Below are 18,396 nucleotides of genomic sequence, written 5' to 3'. Positions count from 1 at the left end.
ATCCTAAGCGACTCGATTGAGCACCGAACGCAGCTTAAGCGGCTTAACTGGCTTAGCAATAAAGCTGAACCCATTTGCTTTGATGCCATCAAGCATATCATCGGTACGATCTGCACTGATGATGACGCCTTCAAAGCTGTGGCCTAATCTCAGGCGGCATTGCTGTAGCACTTCTAAACCAGTACGACCATCATCAAGTCGGTAATCGGAGAAAATTACATCCGGAATCCAACCATCCTCAAGCGCTTGTAGACTTTCAACTAAATCAATCGCAACTCGTGTATCGCAACCCCATCGGGAAAGTAAGTTTTCCATGCCGACTAGAATGTCAGGCTCATTATCGACACAAAGGATTCTCAGATGACCAAGTTCAGATTGCTTATTCATCGCCACGTGAACTGGATGAGGCTGAACATGATCAGCTTTATCTAGGGTGATGGAAAAAACACTGCCTTTTCCAACCCAAGAGCGCATCGAAATTTCATGCCCAAGTACCTGAGCAATTCCTTTCGAAATCGCCAAACCAAGTCCGAGACCTTGGTCGGAACGAACTTGAGTTCCGCGATTAAACTCTTCAAAAATCTCTTGCTGCTTCTCTTCTTCAATCCCCACTCCATTATCCCATACATCAATACGCACTTGCCCTTTCACGCGGCGAACACCGAGTGCGACTTTGCCATTCGGGTTATAACGAAACGCATTGGTCAGGAAGTTTTGCACCACACGGCGCAGCAGTTTGGGATCCGACTTAACCATGAGTGAGGACGGAATCATGGTGAACTCTATGCCTTGCTGTTTGGCTAACGCACTAAACTCAGCATTCAAATTCGATAACACATCATTTAACGCAAAGCCATGCACGTTGACTTCCAACTTGCCCGATTCCAAACGCGAGATATCCAGCAAATCTCCAATTAAGTCTTCGGCAGCCTCTAAAGCACTTTCAATGTGTGCTGACAGCTTTTTGGCTTCGCTGTCTTTGGCGACTTCCGATAGTGAAGATGCGAATAGACGCGCCGCGTTGAGCGGTTGCATCAAGTCATGGCTTACTGCCGCCAAGAACCGTGATTTGGACTTCGATTCCAAATCCGAGCGCTGTGTCGCTTCCACCAGCTGCTTGTTAAGTTGTTCTAATTCTCGAGTCCGCAGACGTACCCTTTCTTCCAATGTCTCGTTGGCGTCTTTCAGTGCTTGCTCTGCATCACGGAATACGGTGATGTCGGTAAAGCTCATCACAAAGCCACCACCTGGCATTGGGTTACCTTGCACCTCTATCACGCGACCATCGGGACGAACCCGAGAAGAGGTGTGCCGAGTCCCTTGCTCAAGGTGATAAACACGGCGACGGACGTGGTCATCAGGGTCACCAGGGCCACACAACCCCTGCTCTGCATTGTGCCGAATCACATCCGCAATCGGTCGACCTACTTGAATCAGGCCTGGCGGAAATTCAAAGAGTTCTAAATAGCGTTGGTTCCACGCTACCAAGCGTAGTTGCTTATCGACGACCGCAATACCTTGTCCAATATGCTCAATCGCGCCTTGGAGTAAACCCCGACTAAAATCGTACAGTTCAGAGGCTTCATCGACGATAGTCGCCACCTCTTCAAGCTGCATGTTTCTTCCTTGCAGAGCGGAAGTAAGTACTAACTTAGCAGAAGATGCACCAAATACCCCTGCTAGCACACGCTCCGTATGCCGAATCAGAGAAGATGGCGCTTGCTGATTCGGCATTAACTCTTCTCGTTGCTGGCTCCAGTAGGCTTGAAACGCCGCTTTAACTCGCGTTCGTCCGACAAATCTGGACGCTAGCATTTCCAGTTCCGCAACCGTAACGCGGCTCTGGTACAGGCTCATATTTTCGCTTTCAGGCAGCGGTGTACCAACGAATGATGCCGATTGTAAGCGCTCACTTAGGCTTGGTCGGGTAGCCATAGAAACCACAACAAAACACACTGCATTAGCGACCACACTGAGGATCATCCCCCAATCTGAAATCGCGATATCAAAACTAGCCAATACCTCTGGTGGCGTAATCAACCAGATCAGGAAGTTATTACTGGCGTCTCCGGCAAGCATGTCTGTTTGGCTCATTAACGTAATCAACCAGGTAGCAAAACCCACCGCGAGGCCAACATACACACCTTTCTTATTCCCTTGACGCCAATACATACCGCCAACCAGCGCAGGAGCAAATTGCGTGATAGCCGCGAACGAGAGAAAGCCGATAGCAGAAAGTGAATGAATGGTGTCCAACGCTTGATAGAAACACCACGCGCCAATCAACAAAACTAAAATCAAACCACGACGGATCCGCAGTAATAATTCAGAAAAATGGTGATGGTTACGCTGCGTCAGTCGCATGCGACGCAATAGCAATGGCATAACCAAGTCGTTCGAGACCATGATCGCTAAGGCAATCGTCGATACGATAACCATGCCGCTTGCCGCTGAAGTACCGCCTAGAAACGCAAGCAAAGCGATTTCACTCGCCCCTACCGACATCGGCACACTGATGACATAAGTATCAGGCGAAGCGCCACTCAAGAGGCCTTGTCCTACCCACGCAATAGGTAAAACAAAAATCCCCATTAAGATCAGATAAATGGGGAACAACCAGCGAGCCACATGCAAATCTTGAGCACGTTCATTTTCCACCACCATCGTATGGAATTGTCGCGGAAGGCAAACGATCGCCAGCATGGTGAGTACAGTATGAATCAATATAGTCGGGATATTTGGTGACTGATACGTCTGTGCGGCAACATCAAGTAAGCTCAAACTCTCGGTGTTCATCGCCAACCAAACAATGAAGACACCAACCACTAAAAAAGCCAGCAGTTTGATAATGGATTCGAAGGCAATTGCCATCATCATCCCACGATGGTGTTCCGTGTTATCAATGTGGCGGGTACCGAATAGCATCGTAAAAATCGCCAATGCGACCACAACAAACCACGACACGCTATCGTTTTGATAACCAAAATCAGTAGCCAGCTCCGGAGCAATAATTTCAAGCCCCATAGTGATACCACGCAGCTGTAAAGCGATGTACGGCAAAATTCCCGCAACCGCTATGAGCGTAACAACCACGGCCAAACCTTGGGATTTACCGTAGCGTGCTCCGATAAAGTCAGCAATCGACGTGATGTGTTCCCGTTTAGCAATCAAAATAAGCCGAGCTAAAACGCGCCATCCGATGGTAAACACTAAAATGGGAGCAATATAGATGGGTAAGAAAGACCAAGGATTACTGCTGGCCTGCCCGACCGTGCCGTAGAAGGTCCACGATGTACAGTACACCGCAATGGAAAGGCTATAAATCCAAGGCCGCCAGCGCGCTAGCCACCTTTTCTGAATGTCGCCGTACCACGCGATGATAAATAAAGCTCCCAAATACGCTAAAGAAACGGGAACCACCAGCCATCCTTGCATCCGATATCCTTTCTTGCCTTTCTTGCTACTTTTAAAGCAAGAGAATAAAAAAACCTCTCCATGAGGGAGAGGTTTCATTTAACACTGCTTTGATAACGGAGACAAAGCTTAGTTTTTAACCTTTGTTACATAAGTCTAATTCTGTGTTTCAAGTGGCTTGTCTGATACATCAACCACCTGATGTGGGTCTTGCGAATCAAGCTTGATGAACAGAGCCAATAACCCCATCGCGGCCATGCCCCAGAACACAAGCGGTCCCCAGTGCTCATAACCCCAGCCACTCAATACGGTCATTAACGCGATAAATGCGCCCAACGGAATCGCGTTATACAACGCTTGCAACGCTACGATCTTATTTTCTTCGGAGTTTTGGATATATTGGATCGCGGCAATGTGTGCGGTAGCGAAAGTCACACCATGCAATAGTTGAACAATCACCAAAGCAATAATTGATGTTGTCGACGCCGTAATACCCCAACGCATCATTACACCAACGGCAGCAGCAATAAACAGCGCGCGTATTGACCAACCTACGAATAAACGCTTACTCAGTGCAAACACTGCCACTTCTGCGGCCACCCCCAAGCTCCATAAGTAGCCAATGACATCTTCCGAGTGACCAGCGGCCTTCCAGTGAATCGCACTAAAGCCGTAGTAAGCCGCATGACTGCCCTGAATTAGTGACACCAACACTAAGAATTTTAGTATCGGCTTGTCGGTCAAAAGAGCGGTCAGCTTTGGACGTTCTGCGCTTTGCCCACCGTGCGTTACAGGCATTGGGTTAGTCGGTCGCATAGCAAACAGCAACGAGATAAACACGCCGAACATCGCAGTGTACAAGATCATATCGGAGCCAAATTCAGCCACCAGGTAGCCCACTGCCGTCGAGCCTGCGATAAAGGCGATCGAACCCCATAGCCGCGTGCGGCCATAATCGAGCATTTTCAGGCGAGCGTAGTAATTTGCCATCGCGTCCGACAACGGAATAATCGGTCCACAACAAAGATTGAACAACACTGTCGCTAGTGCCATTAACCAAAAGCTACCACCCGTAAAAAAGTGAAATCCAACAAAAAGGAGGGCAGCGAAACTCAACCAACGTAAAGCAGGCATAAGATGTTCGACTTTGTGTACTCGTGGGGTGATCACGATATTGGCAACACAACGTGTCGCAAGGCCTAACCCGACCAGCAAACCGATATCTGTCGAAGATACGCCCTGATCCTTAAACCAAAGTGACCAAAATGGCAGATACACGCCATACGCAAAGAAGAATCCGAGAAAGTACTGGGAAATCCAGCCATACGGAGAAGGTTTCAACATTACAAATATCCTAAAACGGGAACACCAACGTTCGAGCCGGGAATTATGGATCGCCATGCGTATTATAAAAAGGGAAGAATAAGAAACTTATCGTTTCCTCGATGGAATACTAACTTTGCGACATTTGGCATCTTCAAGCGAAAACATCGTAATTTAGACCAAAGTCGTCTGGCTTCCGGTAAGAAATTTGTCAGACTTAGAGAGTGTTCCTTCCATCATTATTGGGTGTTCTCATGCCTGACAAATTTAACATGCAATCTCCACCGTTCGATCGCTTAACTGAAGCACAACAAACGCGACTGCGATCGTCTCTGGACGTCGCCTACTATCGAGCTCGAGATGTTATTTTATCCTGCGGACAGAAGAACCCCCACTTACATATTCTGATCAAAGGCGCGGTAGAAGAGCGCTCCAACGATCAACAGGAAGTGTTCGCACATTATGCCAACGACGATATGTTCGATGTACGCTCGTTACTTGAAGACAAGGTACGTCATCACTACATCGCGCTTGAGGACACGCTCTCTTACCTACTGCCGAAAGAAATTTTCCTTGCCCTTTACAACGAAAATGGCCAGTTTGCAGCCTATTTCGATAACAATTTATCGAAACGGCAAGAGCTCATCGAAGCGGCCCATCAACAGCAAAACTTAGCGGAGTTTATTCTCACTAAAGTTGACCGCAGCATTTATCACCCACCGATGATCCTCGAACCAAATACACCAATTAACGAGGTAACACGTTCCTTAAAAGAAAATGGGATTGACGCTGCATTGGTTCAACTCCATGGCGATGATCCACGATTGGAAAAATGGCCATCAGCCCACCCGTACGCAATAGTGACTCGTACTAATATGCTGCATTCTGTGATGTTGGATGGTTGCGCGCTCGACACACCAGTGGGTGAGATCGCGAGCTTTCCTGTTTATCACGTTGATGATGGTGACTTTCTATTCAACGCCATGATCACAATGACCAGAAACAGAATGAAACGCCTCATGGTATGTGAAGGTAACAGAGCCGTTGGCATGCTGGATATGACCCAAATTCTTAGCGCGTTCTCAACCCACTCTCACGTGTTAACGCTCAGTATTGCTCGAGCAAGCAGCGTGGAAGAGCTCGCTTTGGCCTCAAACCGCCAACGTCAATTGGTCGAGAGCTTATTGAAAAACGGCATCCGCACTCGCTTCATCATGGAGCTGATCTCAGCCGTAAACGAGCAAATTATCGAGAAAGCGTTCGAGTTAGTAATACCACCAGCCTTGCACGACCATTGTTGCTTGATCGTACTCGGCTCTGAAGGCCGAGGAGAGCAAATTCTCAAAACCGATCAAGACAATGCCCTGATTATTCAAGATGGTCTGGAATGGCCTCATTGCGAACAAGTGATGCAATCCTTCACACACACCCTACAACAGCTCGGTTATCCACTTTGCCCTGGTAAAGTGATGGTTAACAACCCGAAATGGGTCAAAACACAGCAAGAATGGATAAGCACCCTAAACCACTGGATAGCTAAAGCCGAACCACAACAAATCATGGACTTAGCCATTTTCAGTGACGCCCATGCTGTTGCTGGGAATTGCGAGCTGCTGGCTCCAATTGCGGCGCATCTTCGTGACACAATGAAAGATCGCATGTTGATATTGTCTGACTTTACTCGCCCTGCCTTGCAGTTTTCGGTGCCCCTAACTCTATTTGGCAACGTAAAAAGTGCTAAAGACGGATTGGACATTAAACGCGGCGGTATTTTCCCAATTGTACACGGCATTCGCGCCTTGTCTTTGGAGTATGCCATTGAAGAGAAGAACACGTTTGAACGCATTGAAGCTCTGAGAAATAAGCGCATCTTAGAACCCGAAACAGCAGATAATCTCAACGAAGCACTAAAATTGTTCTTTAAACTTCGCCTTAATCAGCAACTCAAAAAGCAAGAAGCGTTGAATAACATTGATATTAAACAACTGGATAGAACTGAGCGTGATTTGCTTCGCCACGGCTTACATGTGGTGAAGAAATTTAAGCAATTTTTAGGCTTCCATTATCAAATTCGTGATTAACCCTGATTTTCATAAATCACAGAGGCGTAAGCAATGAACTGGTTACAACGCAAATACTGGTACTACAAATTGAAAGGTTCGCCTTATCAGTCGCTGTTTTGCACGCCAGATAAAACAGAATACGTCTCTCTTGACTGCGAAACCACCAGCCTTGACCCAAATCGCGCCGAGCTGGTGACTATTGCAGCCACCAAGATCATCGACAACCGCATCATCACCAGTCAACCATTTGAAGTCCGCTTACGCGCGCCGCAATCGCTCGACTCAGGCTCGGTCAAGATCCATCGAATTCGCCACCAAGACTTAGTCGATGGCATCAGTGAAAAAGAGGCGCTGCTCGAGCTGCTCGACTTTATCGGCAACCGACCACTTGTGGGCTATCACATTCGTTACGATAAAAAGATCTTAGACCTTGCTTGTCTGCGGCAACTTGGCTTCCCACTTCCTAACCCACTCATCGAGGTCAGTCAGATTTATCACGATAAGTTGGAACGACATTTGCCGAATGCCTACTTCGACTTAAGTCTGGATGCCATTTGTAAACACCTCGAACTTCCTATCCAAGACAAACACGACGCCTTGCAAGACGCGATTTCTGCCGCTTTGGTCTTTGTCCGCTTAACGAAAGGCGATTTACCCAACCTAACCGCACCGTATACATAAAAATCAGTTGACCTAGCTCCCAGAAATACTTTTGTTTCAGCGATTTCCCGGCGCTTCTATCACTCTCATCCTAAAGTCTAATTGTGGAAATACGCGCGGTGACTGACAGTTATAAGCACAACGTCGTCATTACCACGACCAAGTTATTTAGAACCAAAAAACAGCCCTACAAAAATATATTCAAAATCTTATCTAGATTGGTGTAAGGCCGAGAAATAAGGCACAAGGAGAGAAGCCATGAGCGAAGCCCACGTTTATCCGGTAAAAGAAAATATTAAAACTCATACACACGCGGATAATGATACTTACTTAGCCATGTATCAGCAGTCGGTAACCGATCCAGAGGGCTTCTGGAACGAACACGGCAAAATCGTTGATTGGATCAAACCTTTCACCAAAGTAAAAAGCACTTCTTTCGACACTGGCCATGTTGATATTCGCTGGTTTGAAGATGGCACACTGAACGTCTCGGCTAACTGTATTGACCGTCATCTTGCAGAACACGGGGACGACGTCGCCATCATTTGGGAAGGCGATGATCCAGCCGACGACAAAACACTCACTTTCAACGAACTGCACAAAGAAGTGTGTAAATTCTCCAACGCATTGAAAGAGCAAGGCGTACGCAAGGGAGACGTGGTGTGTCTATACATGCCAATGGTGCCAGAAGCCGCTGTGGCTATGCTCGCTTGTACCCGTATTGGTGCGGTTCACACCGTAGTATTTGGCGGTTTCTCACCAGAAGCACTATCCGGCCGTATCATCGACTCTGACGCTAAAGTCGTGATCACCTCAGACGAAGGCGTACGTGGCGGACGCGCTGTTCCACTGAAAAAGAACGTGGATGAAGCACTAACCAACCCAGACGTAAAAACCATCAATAAAGTCGTCGTGCTTAAACGTACAGGTGGTGATGTTGAATGGCATGAACACCGTGATGTTTGGTGGCACGAAGCAACAGCCAACGTTTCTGACGTTTGCCCACCAGAAGAGATGAAAGCCGAAGACCCGCTGTTCATCCTCTACACATCTGGCTCGACAGGTAAACCTAAAGGCGTACTACATACTACAGGCGGTTACCTCGTCTACGCGGCAATGACCTTTAAATATGTCTTCGATTATCAACCAGGTGAAACCTTCTGGTGTACCGCGGATGTGGGCTGGATTACAGGCCATACTTACCTAATTTATGGTCCACTAGCGAACGGGGCCAAAACCATTCTGTTTGAAGGTGTTCCAAACTACCCAAGCACGGCTCGTATGAGTGAAGTGGTTGATAAGCACCAAGTGAACATTCTCTACACTGCGCCAACCGCTATTCGTGCACTAATGGCAAAAGGTAACGAAGCGGTAGCAGGGACATCTCGTTCAAGCTTACGTGTGATGGGTTCAGTAGGTGAGCCTATCAACCCTGAAGCGTGGGAGTGGTACTACAAAACGATTGGTAACGAGAGCTCGCCTATCGTTGATACTTGGTGGCAAACAGAGACCGGCGGTATCTTAATTGCACCACTACCAGGTGCAACAGATTTAAAACCAGGCTCAGCAACTCGACCATTCTTCGGAGTCCAACCTGCACTGGTTGATAACATGGGCAACATCATTGAAGAAACCGCAGCAGAAGGTAACTTGGTGATCCTTGATTCATGGCCAGGTCAGATGCGTACTGTTTATGGCGACCACGAGCGCTTTGAACAGACCTACTTCTCAACCTTCAAGGGAATGTACTTTACTAGTGATGGGGCTCGTCGTGACGAAGACGGTTACTACTGGATCACGGGCCGTGTTGATGACGTACTAAACGTGTCGGGTCACCGCATGGGTACCGCTGAAATAGAATCGGCTCTTGTCGCACATCATAAAATTGCTGAGGCCGCTATTGTGGGCATTCCGCATGATATCAAAGGCCAAGCTATCTACGCTTACATTACCTTGAACGATGGTGAATTCCCGTCAGCAGAGCTACACAAAGAAGTGAAAGATTGGGTGCGTAAAGAAATTGGTCCAATTGCAACACCAGATGTACTGCACTGGACGGATTCCTTACCGAAGACTCGTTCTGGTAAGATAATGCGTCGAATCCTGCGTAAGATTGCAACGGGCGATACAAGCAACCTCGGAGACACGTCAACGCTTGCCGATCCGAGCGTGGTAGACAAGCTTATCGCAGAGAAAGCAGAATTGGCATAAATTCAACCAACTGTTTTAAAAGCACTTTAAAAACCGCCATCACTCATGGCGGTTTTTTGCTTTAGTGCACAAATTGGCCACACAAAAAATATGGCAATTATGTTGTTTTTGTTAACTTGGTTACAGAAACGAGAGTGGCTATTAGGAGATTAGACCAGTAAATTGCTGCTAATTGCTATGAATTAGCTATAATCTTGGTCGATTTTTTAAAATTTGCTCGGTTTTAACAAAAAAATCGTGCTGAACTATCGTATATTTGGGAATATAAACGTTCCACTCACGATAAGGGAAGATAGCAACACAATGTCTGCAAAGTCACGGATTCTTGTTCTAAACGGACCAAATCTTAATCTATTGGGTCTGCGCGAACCGACACACTATGGTCACAGTACCTTAGCTCAAGTTGTGGATACTCTTACAGAGCAAGCCCATAACGCTGGGGTAGAACTGGAACACCTACAATCAAATCGTGAGTACGAACTGATTGAAGCCATTCACGCTGCCTATGGCAAGATTGACTTCATCATCATCAATCCAGCGGCTTTCACTCATACTAGTGTGGCGCTGCGAGATGCATTACTTGGCGTCGCCATCCCATTTATTGAGGTGCACTTATCAAATGTGCACGCACGTGAACCATTCCGTCATCACTCTTATCTGTCAGATAAAGCAGAGGGTGTGATTTGCGGTTTAGGCGCACAAGGTTATGAATTTGCTCTGTCTGCAGCGATCAATAAGCTACAGGCAAAGTAACCCTAACACTCTGCAACCCTACGAGGGTTGTCTTAATCACAAGATAAAAGAGAAAGAAAAGATGGATATTCGTAAAATCAAGAAGCTAATTGAGTTAGTTGAAGAGTCTGGCATTGCTGAGCTAGAGATCTCTGAAGGTGAAGAGTCAGTGCGCATCAGCCGTCATGGCACTGCAGCCCCTCAAGCACCAATTCACTACGCAGCAGCTCCAGCGGCGGCACCTGCTCCAGTAGCAGCGGCACCAGTAGCGGAAGCGCCAGCAGCAGAAGCTCCAGCAGCAACACCTGCAGGTCACCAAGTTCTTTCTCCAATGGTTGGTACTTTCTACCGCTCTCCAAGCCCAGACTCTAAAGCATTCGTAGAAGTGGGTCAGAAAGTAAATGCTGGCGATACTCTATGTATTGTTGAAGCAATGAAAATGATGAACCAAATCGAAGCGGACAAATCTGGCGTTGTTACAGCAATCCTAGCTGAAGACGGCCAACCAGTTGAATTCGACCAACCTCTTGTTGTAATCGAATAAGCGGGGCTTGCCTTATGCTAGACAAAGTAGTCATCGCGAACCGAGGTGAAATTGCACTTCGTATTCTTCGCGCTTGTAAAGAATTAGGTATTAAGACCGTCGCTGTTCACTCAACAGCGGACCGCGATCTTAAGCACGTACTACTCGCAGACGAAACCGTATGTATCGGCCCTGCTCGTGGTATCGACAGCTACCTAAACATTCCACGCATCATTTCTGCAGCAGAAGTGACTGGTGCTGTGGCTATCCACCCAGGTTACGGCTTCCTGTCTGAGAACGCAGACTTCGCAGAGCAAGTTGAGCGCAGTGGTTTCATCTTCGTTGGTCCAAAGGCAGACACTATCCGCCTAATGGGCGATAAAGTATCTGCTATCAATGCAATGAAGAAAGCAGGCGTTCCTTGTGTACCGGGTTCTGACGGCCCTCTAGACAATGACGAAGAGAAAAACAAAGCATTTGCTAAGCGCATTGGTTACCCAGTAATCATCAAAGCATCTGGCGGCGGCGGCGGTCGTGGTATGCGTGTTGTTCGCGCAGAGAAAGACCTTATCCAAGCCATTGCAATGACACGTGCTGAAGCAAAAGCGGCGTTCAACAATGACATGGTTTACATGGAGAAATTCCTAGAAAACCCTCGTCACGTTGAAGTTCAGGTTATTGCTGACGGTCAAGGCGGCGCAATCCACCTTGGTGAGCGTGACTGTTCAATGCAACGTCGTCACCAAAAAGTAGTGGAAGAAGCTCCAGCACCTGGTATCACCGAAGAAATGCGTAAGTACATCGGTGAACGCTGTACTCGTGCATGTATCGAGATCGGTTACCGCGGCGCAGGTACGTTTGAATTCCTATACGAGAACGGTGAGTTCTACTTCATCGAAATGAACACTCGTATTCAGGTAGAGCACCCAGTAACAGAGATGGTTACTGGCATCGACCTAATCAAAGAACAGCTTCGTGTTGCAGCGGGTCAGCCTCTGTCATTCACTCAAGATGATATTAAGATCCGTGGCCATGCGATTGAGTGTCGTATCAACGCAGAAGACCCTGAGCGCTTCCTACCATCTCCGGGTAAGATCGAGCGTTTCCACGCTCCTGGCGGTATGGGTGTGCGTTGGGAATCTCATATCTACACAGGCTACACAGTACCACCTCATTACGATTCAATGATTGGTAAACTGATCACTTACGGTGAGAACCGTGATGTAGCGATTGCACGTATGAAAAACGCACTGGGTGAGATGATCATCGAAGGCATCAAAACTAACGTGCCACTGCAATTCTCCATTATGAATGACGAAAACTTCCAACACGGTGGTGCAAACATCCACTACCTAGAGAAGAAGCTTGGCTTACAATAAGCCTAAGCAAACGTCTTAAAAAATGCCCACTCCCGTGGGCATTTTTGTTTTATATGTACGCAAAGGGCTCAACATATAAATCGGCTTATTTGGGTATATACTCAAACAAATCGTAGAGTTCTGGTAAACTCTGCGCCACTTCATTCACTTTAAGAGCAAAAACCAATGCCTTGGATTCAAATCAAACTCAACGCGACCAATGAAAACGCTGAGCAAATCGGCGATATGCTAATGGAAGAGACTGGCGCGCTGTCTGTTACATTCTTAGACGCGCAGGATACACCTGTATTCGAACCTCTACCTGGCGAAACTCGCTTATGGGGCGATACTGATATTCTGGCACTGTATGATGCAGAAGCAGACACTAACTTCATCATCGACCAAATTAAAGCGAGCAATATGCTGGCTGACAATTTTGCTTACAAAGTAGAACAGCTTGAAGATAAAGACTGGGAACGCGAATGGATGGAAAACTTCCACCCAATGAAATTTGGTGAACGCCTATGGATTTGTCCAAGCTGGCGCGACATTCCAGATCCTGACGCTGTTAATGTTATGTTGGATCCAGGCCTTGCATTCGGTACGGGTACTCACCCTACAACAGCACTTTGTCTTGAGTGGCTAGAAAGCATGGACTTAAGCGGTAAGACCGTTATCGACTTCGGTTGTGGCTCAGGTATTCTTGCGATCGCAGCGATCAAACTGGGCGCTGAAAAAGTGATAGGGATCGACATTGATCCTCAAGCCCTGCTTGCTTCAAAAGACAATGCTGAGCGTAATGGCGTTGCAGACAAACTAGAAGTTTACTTACCGCAAAATCAACCTGAAGGTCTCGTCGCTGACGTCGTTGTGGCCAACATCCTTGCGGGACCTTTACGTGAACTTGCACCTATCATCAAAGGACTAGTTAAGCCAAATGGCGACCTCGCTATGTCCGGCGTATTAGACACTCAAGCTGAAGATGTTGCGAACTATTACCGTGACGAGCTTCACATTGACCCGATTGTTGAACAAAGTGAATGGTGTCGCATCTCTGGTTGTAAGCAAGGCTAGACAAGGTTTTCAGAGCTAATTGTTTGAAATTCATACAATTTACAAAAACAATTTGTAAATGCTCAAATATTAGTCTTTTCACGCAGTGAAAAAATGCGTAAAATGCGCGCCCTTGCTGGTACAGAACTGTGATGACGTTTTGAAAATCGGAAACTATCAACTTAAGAACAATCTAATCGTAGCCCCTATGGCTGGTGTAACGGATAGACCGTTTCGCGAGTTGTGTCTTCGTTATGGTGCGGGAATGGCCGTCAGTGAAATGATGTCTGCTAACCCAAAACTATGGGGAACGTCAAAGTCGAAACAGCGCATGGTACACGAGGGCGAATCGGGCATTCGCTCTGTACAGATTGCGGGTTCCGATCCACAGCTTATGGCGGACGCAGCTCAATTCAGTGTTGAGAACGGTGCACAAATCATCGACATCAACATGGGCTGCCCGGCAAAAAAAGTGAATAAGAAGCTAGCGGGCTCTGCTCTGCTTCAATACCCAAACATTATCGAAGAGATTTTGAAAGCGGTCGTGAATGCAGTGGACGTTCCTGTAACGTTAAAGACTCGAACTGGCTGGGATACAGACAACAAGAACTGTGTCCAGATCGCTAAATTAGCCGAAAACTGCGGCATACAAGCTCTTGCTCTGCATGGCAGAACGAAAGCATGTATGTACAAAGGTGAGGCCGAATATGACAGCATTAAAGCGGTAAAAGAGGCGATTTCAATTCCGGTTATCGCGAACGGTGATATCGATAGCCCGGAGAAAGCCAAATTTGTACTGGAGTACACCGGTGCGGACGCTTTAATGATTGGACGCCCTGCCCAGGGTCGTCCTTGGATTTTCCAGGAAATCCATCACTATTTGGAAAACGGCACCACAATGGAGGAACTTCCAACTGAGGAAGTGAAAACCATTATGCTTGGTCATGTAAATGCTCTGCATGAGTTTTATGGGGAGTTCTTAGGTCCACGTATCGCGCGCAAGCACGTTGGGTGGTACCTGAAAGAGCATGAACAGGCAAGTGAGTTTCGCCGTACCTTCAACGCTATCGACGCAGCTCCGCTGCAAATTGAGGCGTTAGAAGGTTATTTTGATAACGTTGCATCATAATTAAGAGAAGAGCTAGACCGAATATGTTCGAACAAAATCTGACTTCAGAAGCATTAACAGTAACTACAGTAACGTCACAAGACCAGATTACTCAGAAGCCTTTACGTGACTCTGTTAAAGCGTCTCTTAAAAACTACCTTGCTCAACTAAACGGCCAGGAAGTAACAGAACTATACGAATTAGTTCTAGCTGAAGTTGAACAGCCACTATTAGATACTATCATGCAGTACACTCGCGGTAACCAAACTCGCGCAGCAACTATGATGGGTATCAACCGCGGTACTCTTCGCAAGAAACTTAAGAAATACGGCATGAACTAAGACCGGCTTTCAAAAAGTATTTGGAACAAGCCGTTACCTTTTTAGGTAACGGCTTTTCTTTATCTACTAAAACACTACGAATAACGCTCACTTTGTTCAGCATTACCAACTGGCTTTAATATAACTACCGCTGAGCCAAACAATAACAAAGCCACGACAGCGACCCATTCACTACCTACAGAATAAGCAAAGCCCGCCAAGGCAGACCAAATCGCGACACCAAAGTGCATCATACTCATTCCAGAAGACATCAGCACACCTCGATGTTCATCAGATAAGCTTGCTATATGTGCTTGTAACGCCGGAGAGCCTACCCCTCCAGCAAGAGACCAGAGCACTAGAGCTGGAAGATAAGCGGTCACCGTACTCATCTCATTTGAGAACACCCATGCACTGCAAGGTATGCACACCATTAAAGCCACTCGCATAACGGCTCGAGAGCTACCAAGCCAGCGAGAAGCTCTCGCCACGCACATATTTCCAACCACACTCACGATCCCTAGAGCTGCATAAATAGCGCCCACCCAACCGAGCGCCAAATCGCTGGTATCTCGAATATGAAGGCCTATCAGGTTAAATACACCAATACCTCCCCCTAGACCTAAACACATCGCTAAAATCGCCCTCAACGCGCCAGGAACATGAATTACACCTGTTATAGGTGGCAGAGCATCTGACATTTGGGACTCATCATGCTTGTTGTTCATGGACACTACGCTCATGGCACCGACAAAAAGAGCCGCCACGCCCAAAATAATAAAAGCGGCACGCCATGATAAAAGCTGGGTCAACAATGCTCCGATCGCCGGGCTAGTTATCATACCTAGCGTTAATCCCGCCTGAACCATCACAATTTGACACATCGCTCTATTACCCTTCGCGTCTCCCGCTAACGCGAATGCAATTGGTAACATGCCTGCACTTGCAATACCAGTGATCACACGAGTTGCAATAGCAAGTTCAAAATCATGAACTATGCCCGTCGTAATAGACGCAACCCCAAATACAAAGCAAGCAGGCACCATGATACGAATACGCCCAGCTCGGTCTGATAAACGGCCCAAGTAAGGAGCGAAAATTGCTATGGCTAAACTATATGCCGTAATAAATAAGGTCACCTGACTCGGTTGAACACTTAAATCATTTCCGATAGGTTCAAGAATAGATCCAAGCATCAACTCATCAGCACCAACAAGAAAAGCAACGAGAAATAGGATCATGGACTGCATCATAGCTCCACCTCCTGTTCTGTTTCCGATTCAGCACAAGTGAGCAACGAAATATCTAAAACTCTATCAGGCCAAGATTGCAAAAATGCCTTCTCATGAGATACCACAATCACGCTACCGGAAAAGCGCTGGAGAGCCTCTTTAAGCGCATTTTTACTGCTGCTATCCAAGTGTGTTGTTGGTTCGTCCAACAGCAAAACATTGCATTTCTGAACCGATAAACAACACAACTTCACCCGAGTTTGCTCACCACCGCTCAATGTATCTAAGTGGCGCTGCGTCTTATCCCCCGTAATCCCAAAGCGAGCTAATAGCTTGCGTGACTCTTTGCTTGAGATTGTTGGCGCACAAGAGCACAGCTCCTGTTCAGGTGTGTTCTGAGGATGGCACCAAGACAAATCTTGAGAAAAATAACCAATCATTGCACCTTTTGCCAATACCACCTCACCAGAGAGTGGCTCGATCTCCCTCATCAGGGTTTTAAGTAAGGTCGACTTACCCACGCCGTTAAAACCAGCAACAACCAACTTTTCCCCGCGCGCTAACGTGATATCAAGCGCAGGAAGCAGAGGCTGCTGATAACCTATCATCAACGCTTTTGTGTCAATCACATACTGTTGCCCAATAGGCTGGTGAGCAAAGTCAAACATCGATACTTTTTCTATATTATTCAGTTGAATAGGTTTGATTTTATCCAGTTTTTTCTTGCGTCCCTTAGCAAGACTCGCGTTAACTCCAGCGCCATTTTTGGCAATACATTGCTCTAACTTTCGAATTTCATTTTGCTGAGCCTTATATTGCTTTTCTAACAAAGCACCGTCGTGATGCTTTTGCTGCATTGCTTTGACATAAGTGCCGCTGTATTTTCGGACCGTTTGATAATCAATATCACAAATACTGGTTGCTACTTGATTAAGGAAGTCAATGTCATGAGAAACCAGTAAAACAGTGCCAGTGTAATCGTTGAGAAACGTGACTAGCCATTCAATGTGCGGAGCATCAAGATAGTTTGTCGGCTCATCAAGAATTAACACATCGGGGTTGCGAAGTAACAACCTGCCTAAAAGGACTTTGTGCCTTTGACCGCCACTTAGCGAGATAAGCGGTGTATCTAAGCCAAATTGATAAATACCAAGACCTACAGCAACTCGTTCAATTTTGGTATTAATTGCATAGAAGTCTTCATCTTCTAAATATGCCTGTAGCCGAGCGACTTGGCTTAAAAGAGATGTAGAGTGAGACTCGGTCATCGCATGATACAAAGTCCAAAGCTTTTGCTCTGCAGCGTATAAACTCTCAAAAGAGCCCTTTAAACACTCATGAACTGTCAGCACATTATCGATCTTAAAATGTTGTTCTAAATACCCCACCTCAAGGTTTGGTAACCATTCAATGCAGCCCTTATCTGCAGATAATTCACCGAAAAGCAGTTTCAATAAGGTGCTTTTTCCAACACCATTCGCTCCGGTGATACCTATTTTCTCTCCCACGTTAATACGAAAGGTCACGTTGTTGTATAACGTCTTATCAGCTATCTGATAAGACAAATTTTTAACTTGTAAAATACTCATGTTTTCAACCAAATAAAAAAGGGCCGGTGATCAATACCGGCCCTTATTTCAATACTGGGTAATGCTTTGTAGCTGCTTAACAGATACAAAAAGGCCGATGATGAAATATCACCGGCCATCTCTTCTCTTTTATCAGGTGTACAAGCTCCTGCGTATAACTTCAGCGAAGCTACCCACACATAAAACACCTGATGAAGATTAATTTAAGACTCCGAGCAACACTTCATCGCGTTTTTTGCATGGAGTTCAGCCTTCTTACAAAGCTTTTAAACAAGAGATATAACATGATTTACTGTTGAAAAAATATTCGATGTGAAGCGTACACCTTTAGAATAAAAAGTACCAGATAATTATTAAAACTATCGTGACTTACACGAAGGTCCACAGAAAGAAGACTTTTCCTCAGTCAATGTACCAGGTGAACTGCTTACTCAGCAAACACAGCTATGAAAGCACCTATACCGCTCACGTTATACGTACGTAGTGGTGGCTTTGAAGGTTGGAGAGGGTTAGAGGGAAGAAGTAGCGAATATACTTTAAGACACTGGCTTAAATAGGTCGACAAAACAAAATCCATGTTTGGAAAGTTTTAAATGCGCTGAGTTTATATTAATAAGCGCCTATGGCTAAATCAAAACATCTAAAGCAGAGAAATCTCCCCCGAAAATAACATAACCTATTGAATAAATTTTCCAGGTAATAATAAAGGAAGCTTTGGTAAGTTAAGCACAGGGGCTCAAAACTAGCGCTCGAGACTGCAGGAACCACACAAAACTGCGTTCCACTTCACTCATGACAGGGCTTAGAAAG

The 18,396-nt window shown here is 46.3% G+C and carries 13 protein-coding genes; 9 read left to right on the top strand and 4 right to left on the bottom strand.

What is annotated here, in order from left to right; translation table 11 throughout:
- Positions 1–3: 3 nt before the first annotated feature.
- Positions 4–3,435 (bottom strand): PAS-domain containing protein, encoded by a 3,432-nt coding sequence (locus R7E42_RS20965; RefSeq protein ID WP_318072971.1) that lies wholly within the window; start codon positions 3,433–3,435, stop codon positions 4–6.
- Between the two features lie 135 nt (positions 3,436–3,570).
- Positions 3,571–4,758 carry a 3-phenylpropionate MFS transporter gene (locus tag R7E42_RS20960; protein ID WP_005382367.1) on the bottom strand — a complete coding sequence of 396 codons (1,188 nt, stop codon included), beginning with the start codon at positions 4,756–4,758 and terminating at the stop codon, positions 3,571–3,573.
- 233 nt (positions 4,759–4,991) lie between these two features.
- Here R7E42_RS20960 and R7E42_RS20955 point away from each other — a divergent pair, with 233 nt between their 5' ends.
- The 9 genes from R7E42_RS20955 (at position 4,992) to fis (ending at position 14,786) form a co-directional block, all read left to right on the top strand.
- Entirely contained in the window at positions 4,992–6,818 is a 1,827-nt protein-coding gene (locus tag R7E42_RS20955) for a DUF294 nucleotidyltransferase-like domain-containing protein (protein WP_258515048.1), read from the top strand.
- A 33-nt stretch (positions 6,819–6,851) separates the two neighbouring features.
- Entirely contained in the window at positions 6,852–7,481 is a 630-nt protein-coding gene (locus R7E42_RS20950; RefSeq protein ID WP_025768818.1) for a 3'-5' exonuclease, read from the top strand.
- A 237-nt stretch (positions 7,482–7,718) separates the two neighbouring features.
- Complete coding sequence (gene acs / locus R7E42_RS20945; protein ID WP_285400548.1) at positions 7,719–9,671, top strand: acetate--CoA ligase; 1,953 nt, start codon at positions 7,719–7,721, stop codon at positions 9,669–9,671.
- A 303-nt stretch (positions 9,672–9,974) separates the two neighbouring features.
- A complete protein-coding gene (gene aroQ, locus R7E42_RS20940; RefSeq protein ID WP_005382360.1) occupies positions 9,975–10,424 on the top strand; it encodes a type II 3-dehydroquinate dehydratase in 450 nt (149 codons plus the stop codon).
- 61 nt (positions 10,425–10,485) lie between these two features.
- Positions 10,486–10,947, top strand: a complete 462-nt coding sequence (gene accB / locus R7E42_RS20935; protein ID WP_005386355.1) for an acetyl-CoA carboxylase biotin carboxyl carrier protein — start codon at positions 10,486–10,488, stop codon at positions 10,945–10,947.
- Between the two features lie 14 nt (positions 10,948–10,961).
- The gene (gene accC / locus R7E42_RS20930; protein WP_005382509.1) at positions 10,962–12,305 is read left to right on the top strand and encodes an acetyl-CoA carboxylase biotin carboxylase subunit; all 1,344 of its coding nucleotides are present in this window, start codon (positions 10,962–10,964) and stop codon (positions 12,303–12,305) included.
- Between the two features lie 165 nt (positions 12,306–12,470).
- Positions 12,471–13,358: a 50S ribosomal protein L11 methyltransferase gene (gene prmA / locus R7E42_RS20925; protein ID WP_005386351.1), complete on the top strand. Its 888-nt coding sequence runs from the start codon at positions 12,471–12,473 to the stop codon at positions 13,356–13,358.
- A 139-nt stretch (positions 13,359–13,497) separates the two neighbouring features.
- On the top strand, positions 13,498–14,466 hold the full coding sequence (gene dusB / locus R7E42_RS20920; protein WP_005382505.1) for a tRNA dihydrouridine synthase DusB: 969 nt from the start codon (positions 13,498–13,500) through the stop codon (positions 14,464–14,466).
- 23 nt (positions 14,467–14,489) lie between these two features.
- Entirely contained in the window at positions 14,490–14,786 is a 297-nt protein-coding gene (fis, locus tag R7E42_RS20915; protein WP_000462885.1) for a DNA-binding transcriptional regulator Fis, read from the top strand.
- 74 nt (positions 14,787–14,860) lie between these two features.
- Here the strand turns inward: fis and R7E42_RS20910 are convergent, their stop codons facing one another.
- Together R7E42_RS20910 and R7E42_RS20905 are read right to left on the bottom strand one after the other, a co-directional pair.
- Positions 14,861–16,018, bottom strand: a complete 1,158-nt coding sequence (locus R7E42_RS20910) for an MFS transporter (protein WP_318072969.1) — start codon at positions 16,016–16,018, stop codon at positions 14,861–14,863.
- On the bottom strand, positions 16,015–17,586 hold the full coding sequence (locus tag R7E42_RS20905; protein WP_318072968.1) for an ABC-F family ATP-binding cassette domain-containing protein: 1,572 nt from the start codon (positions 17,584–17,586) through the stop codon (positions 16,015–16,017). The genes R7E42_RS20910 and R7E42_RS20905 overlap by 4 nt, the downstream gene beginning before the upstream one ends.
- Positions 17,587–18,396: the final 810 nt, after the last annotated feature.

Origin of the sequence: Vibrio sp. Vb1337 (assembly GCF_033338715.1) — a bacterium.
Classification (GTDB): domain Bacteria; phylum Pseudomonadota; class Gammaproteobacteria; order Enterobacterales; family Vibrionaceae; genus Vibrio; species Vibrio alginolyticus.
Note: the sequence above shows the minus strand (reverse complement) of the source record. Positions and strands in the feature narration are given on the sequence as shown.

Excerpts from the sequence above, each read along its gene's own strand:
- accC (WP_005382509.1), top strand. The coding sequence starts at position 10,962 with ATGCTAGACAAAGTAGTCATCGCGAACCGAGGTGAAATTGCACTTCGT.
- R7E42_RS20955 (WP_258515048.1), top strand. The coding sequence starts at position 4,992 with ATGCCTGACAAATTTAACATGCAATCTCCACCGTTCGATCGCTTAACT.
- fis (WP_000462885.1), top strand. The coding sequence starts at position 14,490 with ATGTTCGAACAAAATCTGACTTCAGAAGCATTAACAGTAACTACAGTA.
- R7E42_RS20950 (WP_025768818.1), top strand. The coding sequence starts at position 6,852 with ATGAACTGGTTACAACGCAAATACTGGTACTACAAATTGAAAGGTTCG.
- R7E42_RS20965 (WP_318072971.1), bottom strand. The coding sequence starts at position 3,435 with ATGCAAGGATGGCTGGTGGTTCCCGTTTCTTTAGCGTATTTGGGAGCT.
- R7E42_RS20905 (WP_318072968.1), bottom strand. The coding sequence starts at position 17,586 with ATGAGTATTTTACAAGTTAAAAATTTGTCTTATCAGATAGCTGATAAG.
- prmA (WP_005386351.1), top strand. The coding sequence starts at position 12,471 with ATGCCTTGGATTCAAATCAAACTCAACGCGACCAATGAAAACGCTGAG.
- aroQ (WP_005382360.1), top strand. The coding sequence starts at position 9,975 with ATGTCTGCAAAGTCACGGATTCTTGTTCTAAACGGACCAAATCTTAAT.
- acs (WP_285400548.1), top strand. The coding sequence starts at position 7,719 with ATGAGCGAAGCCCACGTTTATCCGGTAAAAGAAAATATTAAAACTCAT.
- R7E42_RS20960 (WP_005382367.1), bottom strand. The coding sequence starts at position 4,758 with ATGTTGAAACCTTCTCCGTATGGCTGGATTTCCCAGTACTTTCTCGGA.
- accB (WP_005386355.1), top strand. The coding sequence starts at position 10,486 with ATGGATATTCGTAAAATCAAGAAGCTAATTGAGTTAGTTGAAGAGTCT.
- R7E42_RS20910 (WP_318072969.1), bottom strand. The coding sequence starts at position 16,018 with ATGATGCAGTCCATGATCCTATTTCTCGTTGCTTTTCTTGTTGGTGCT.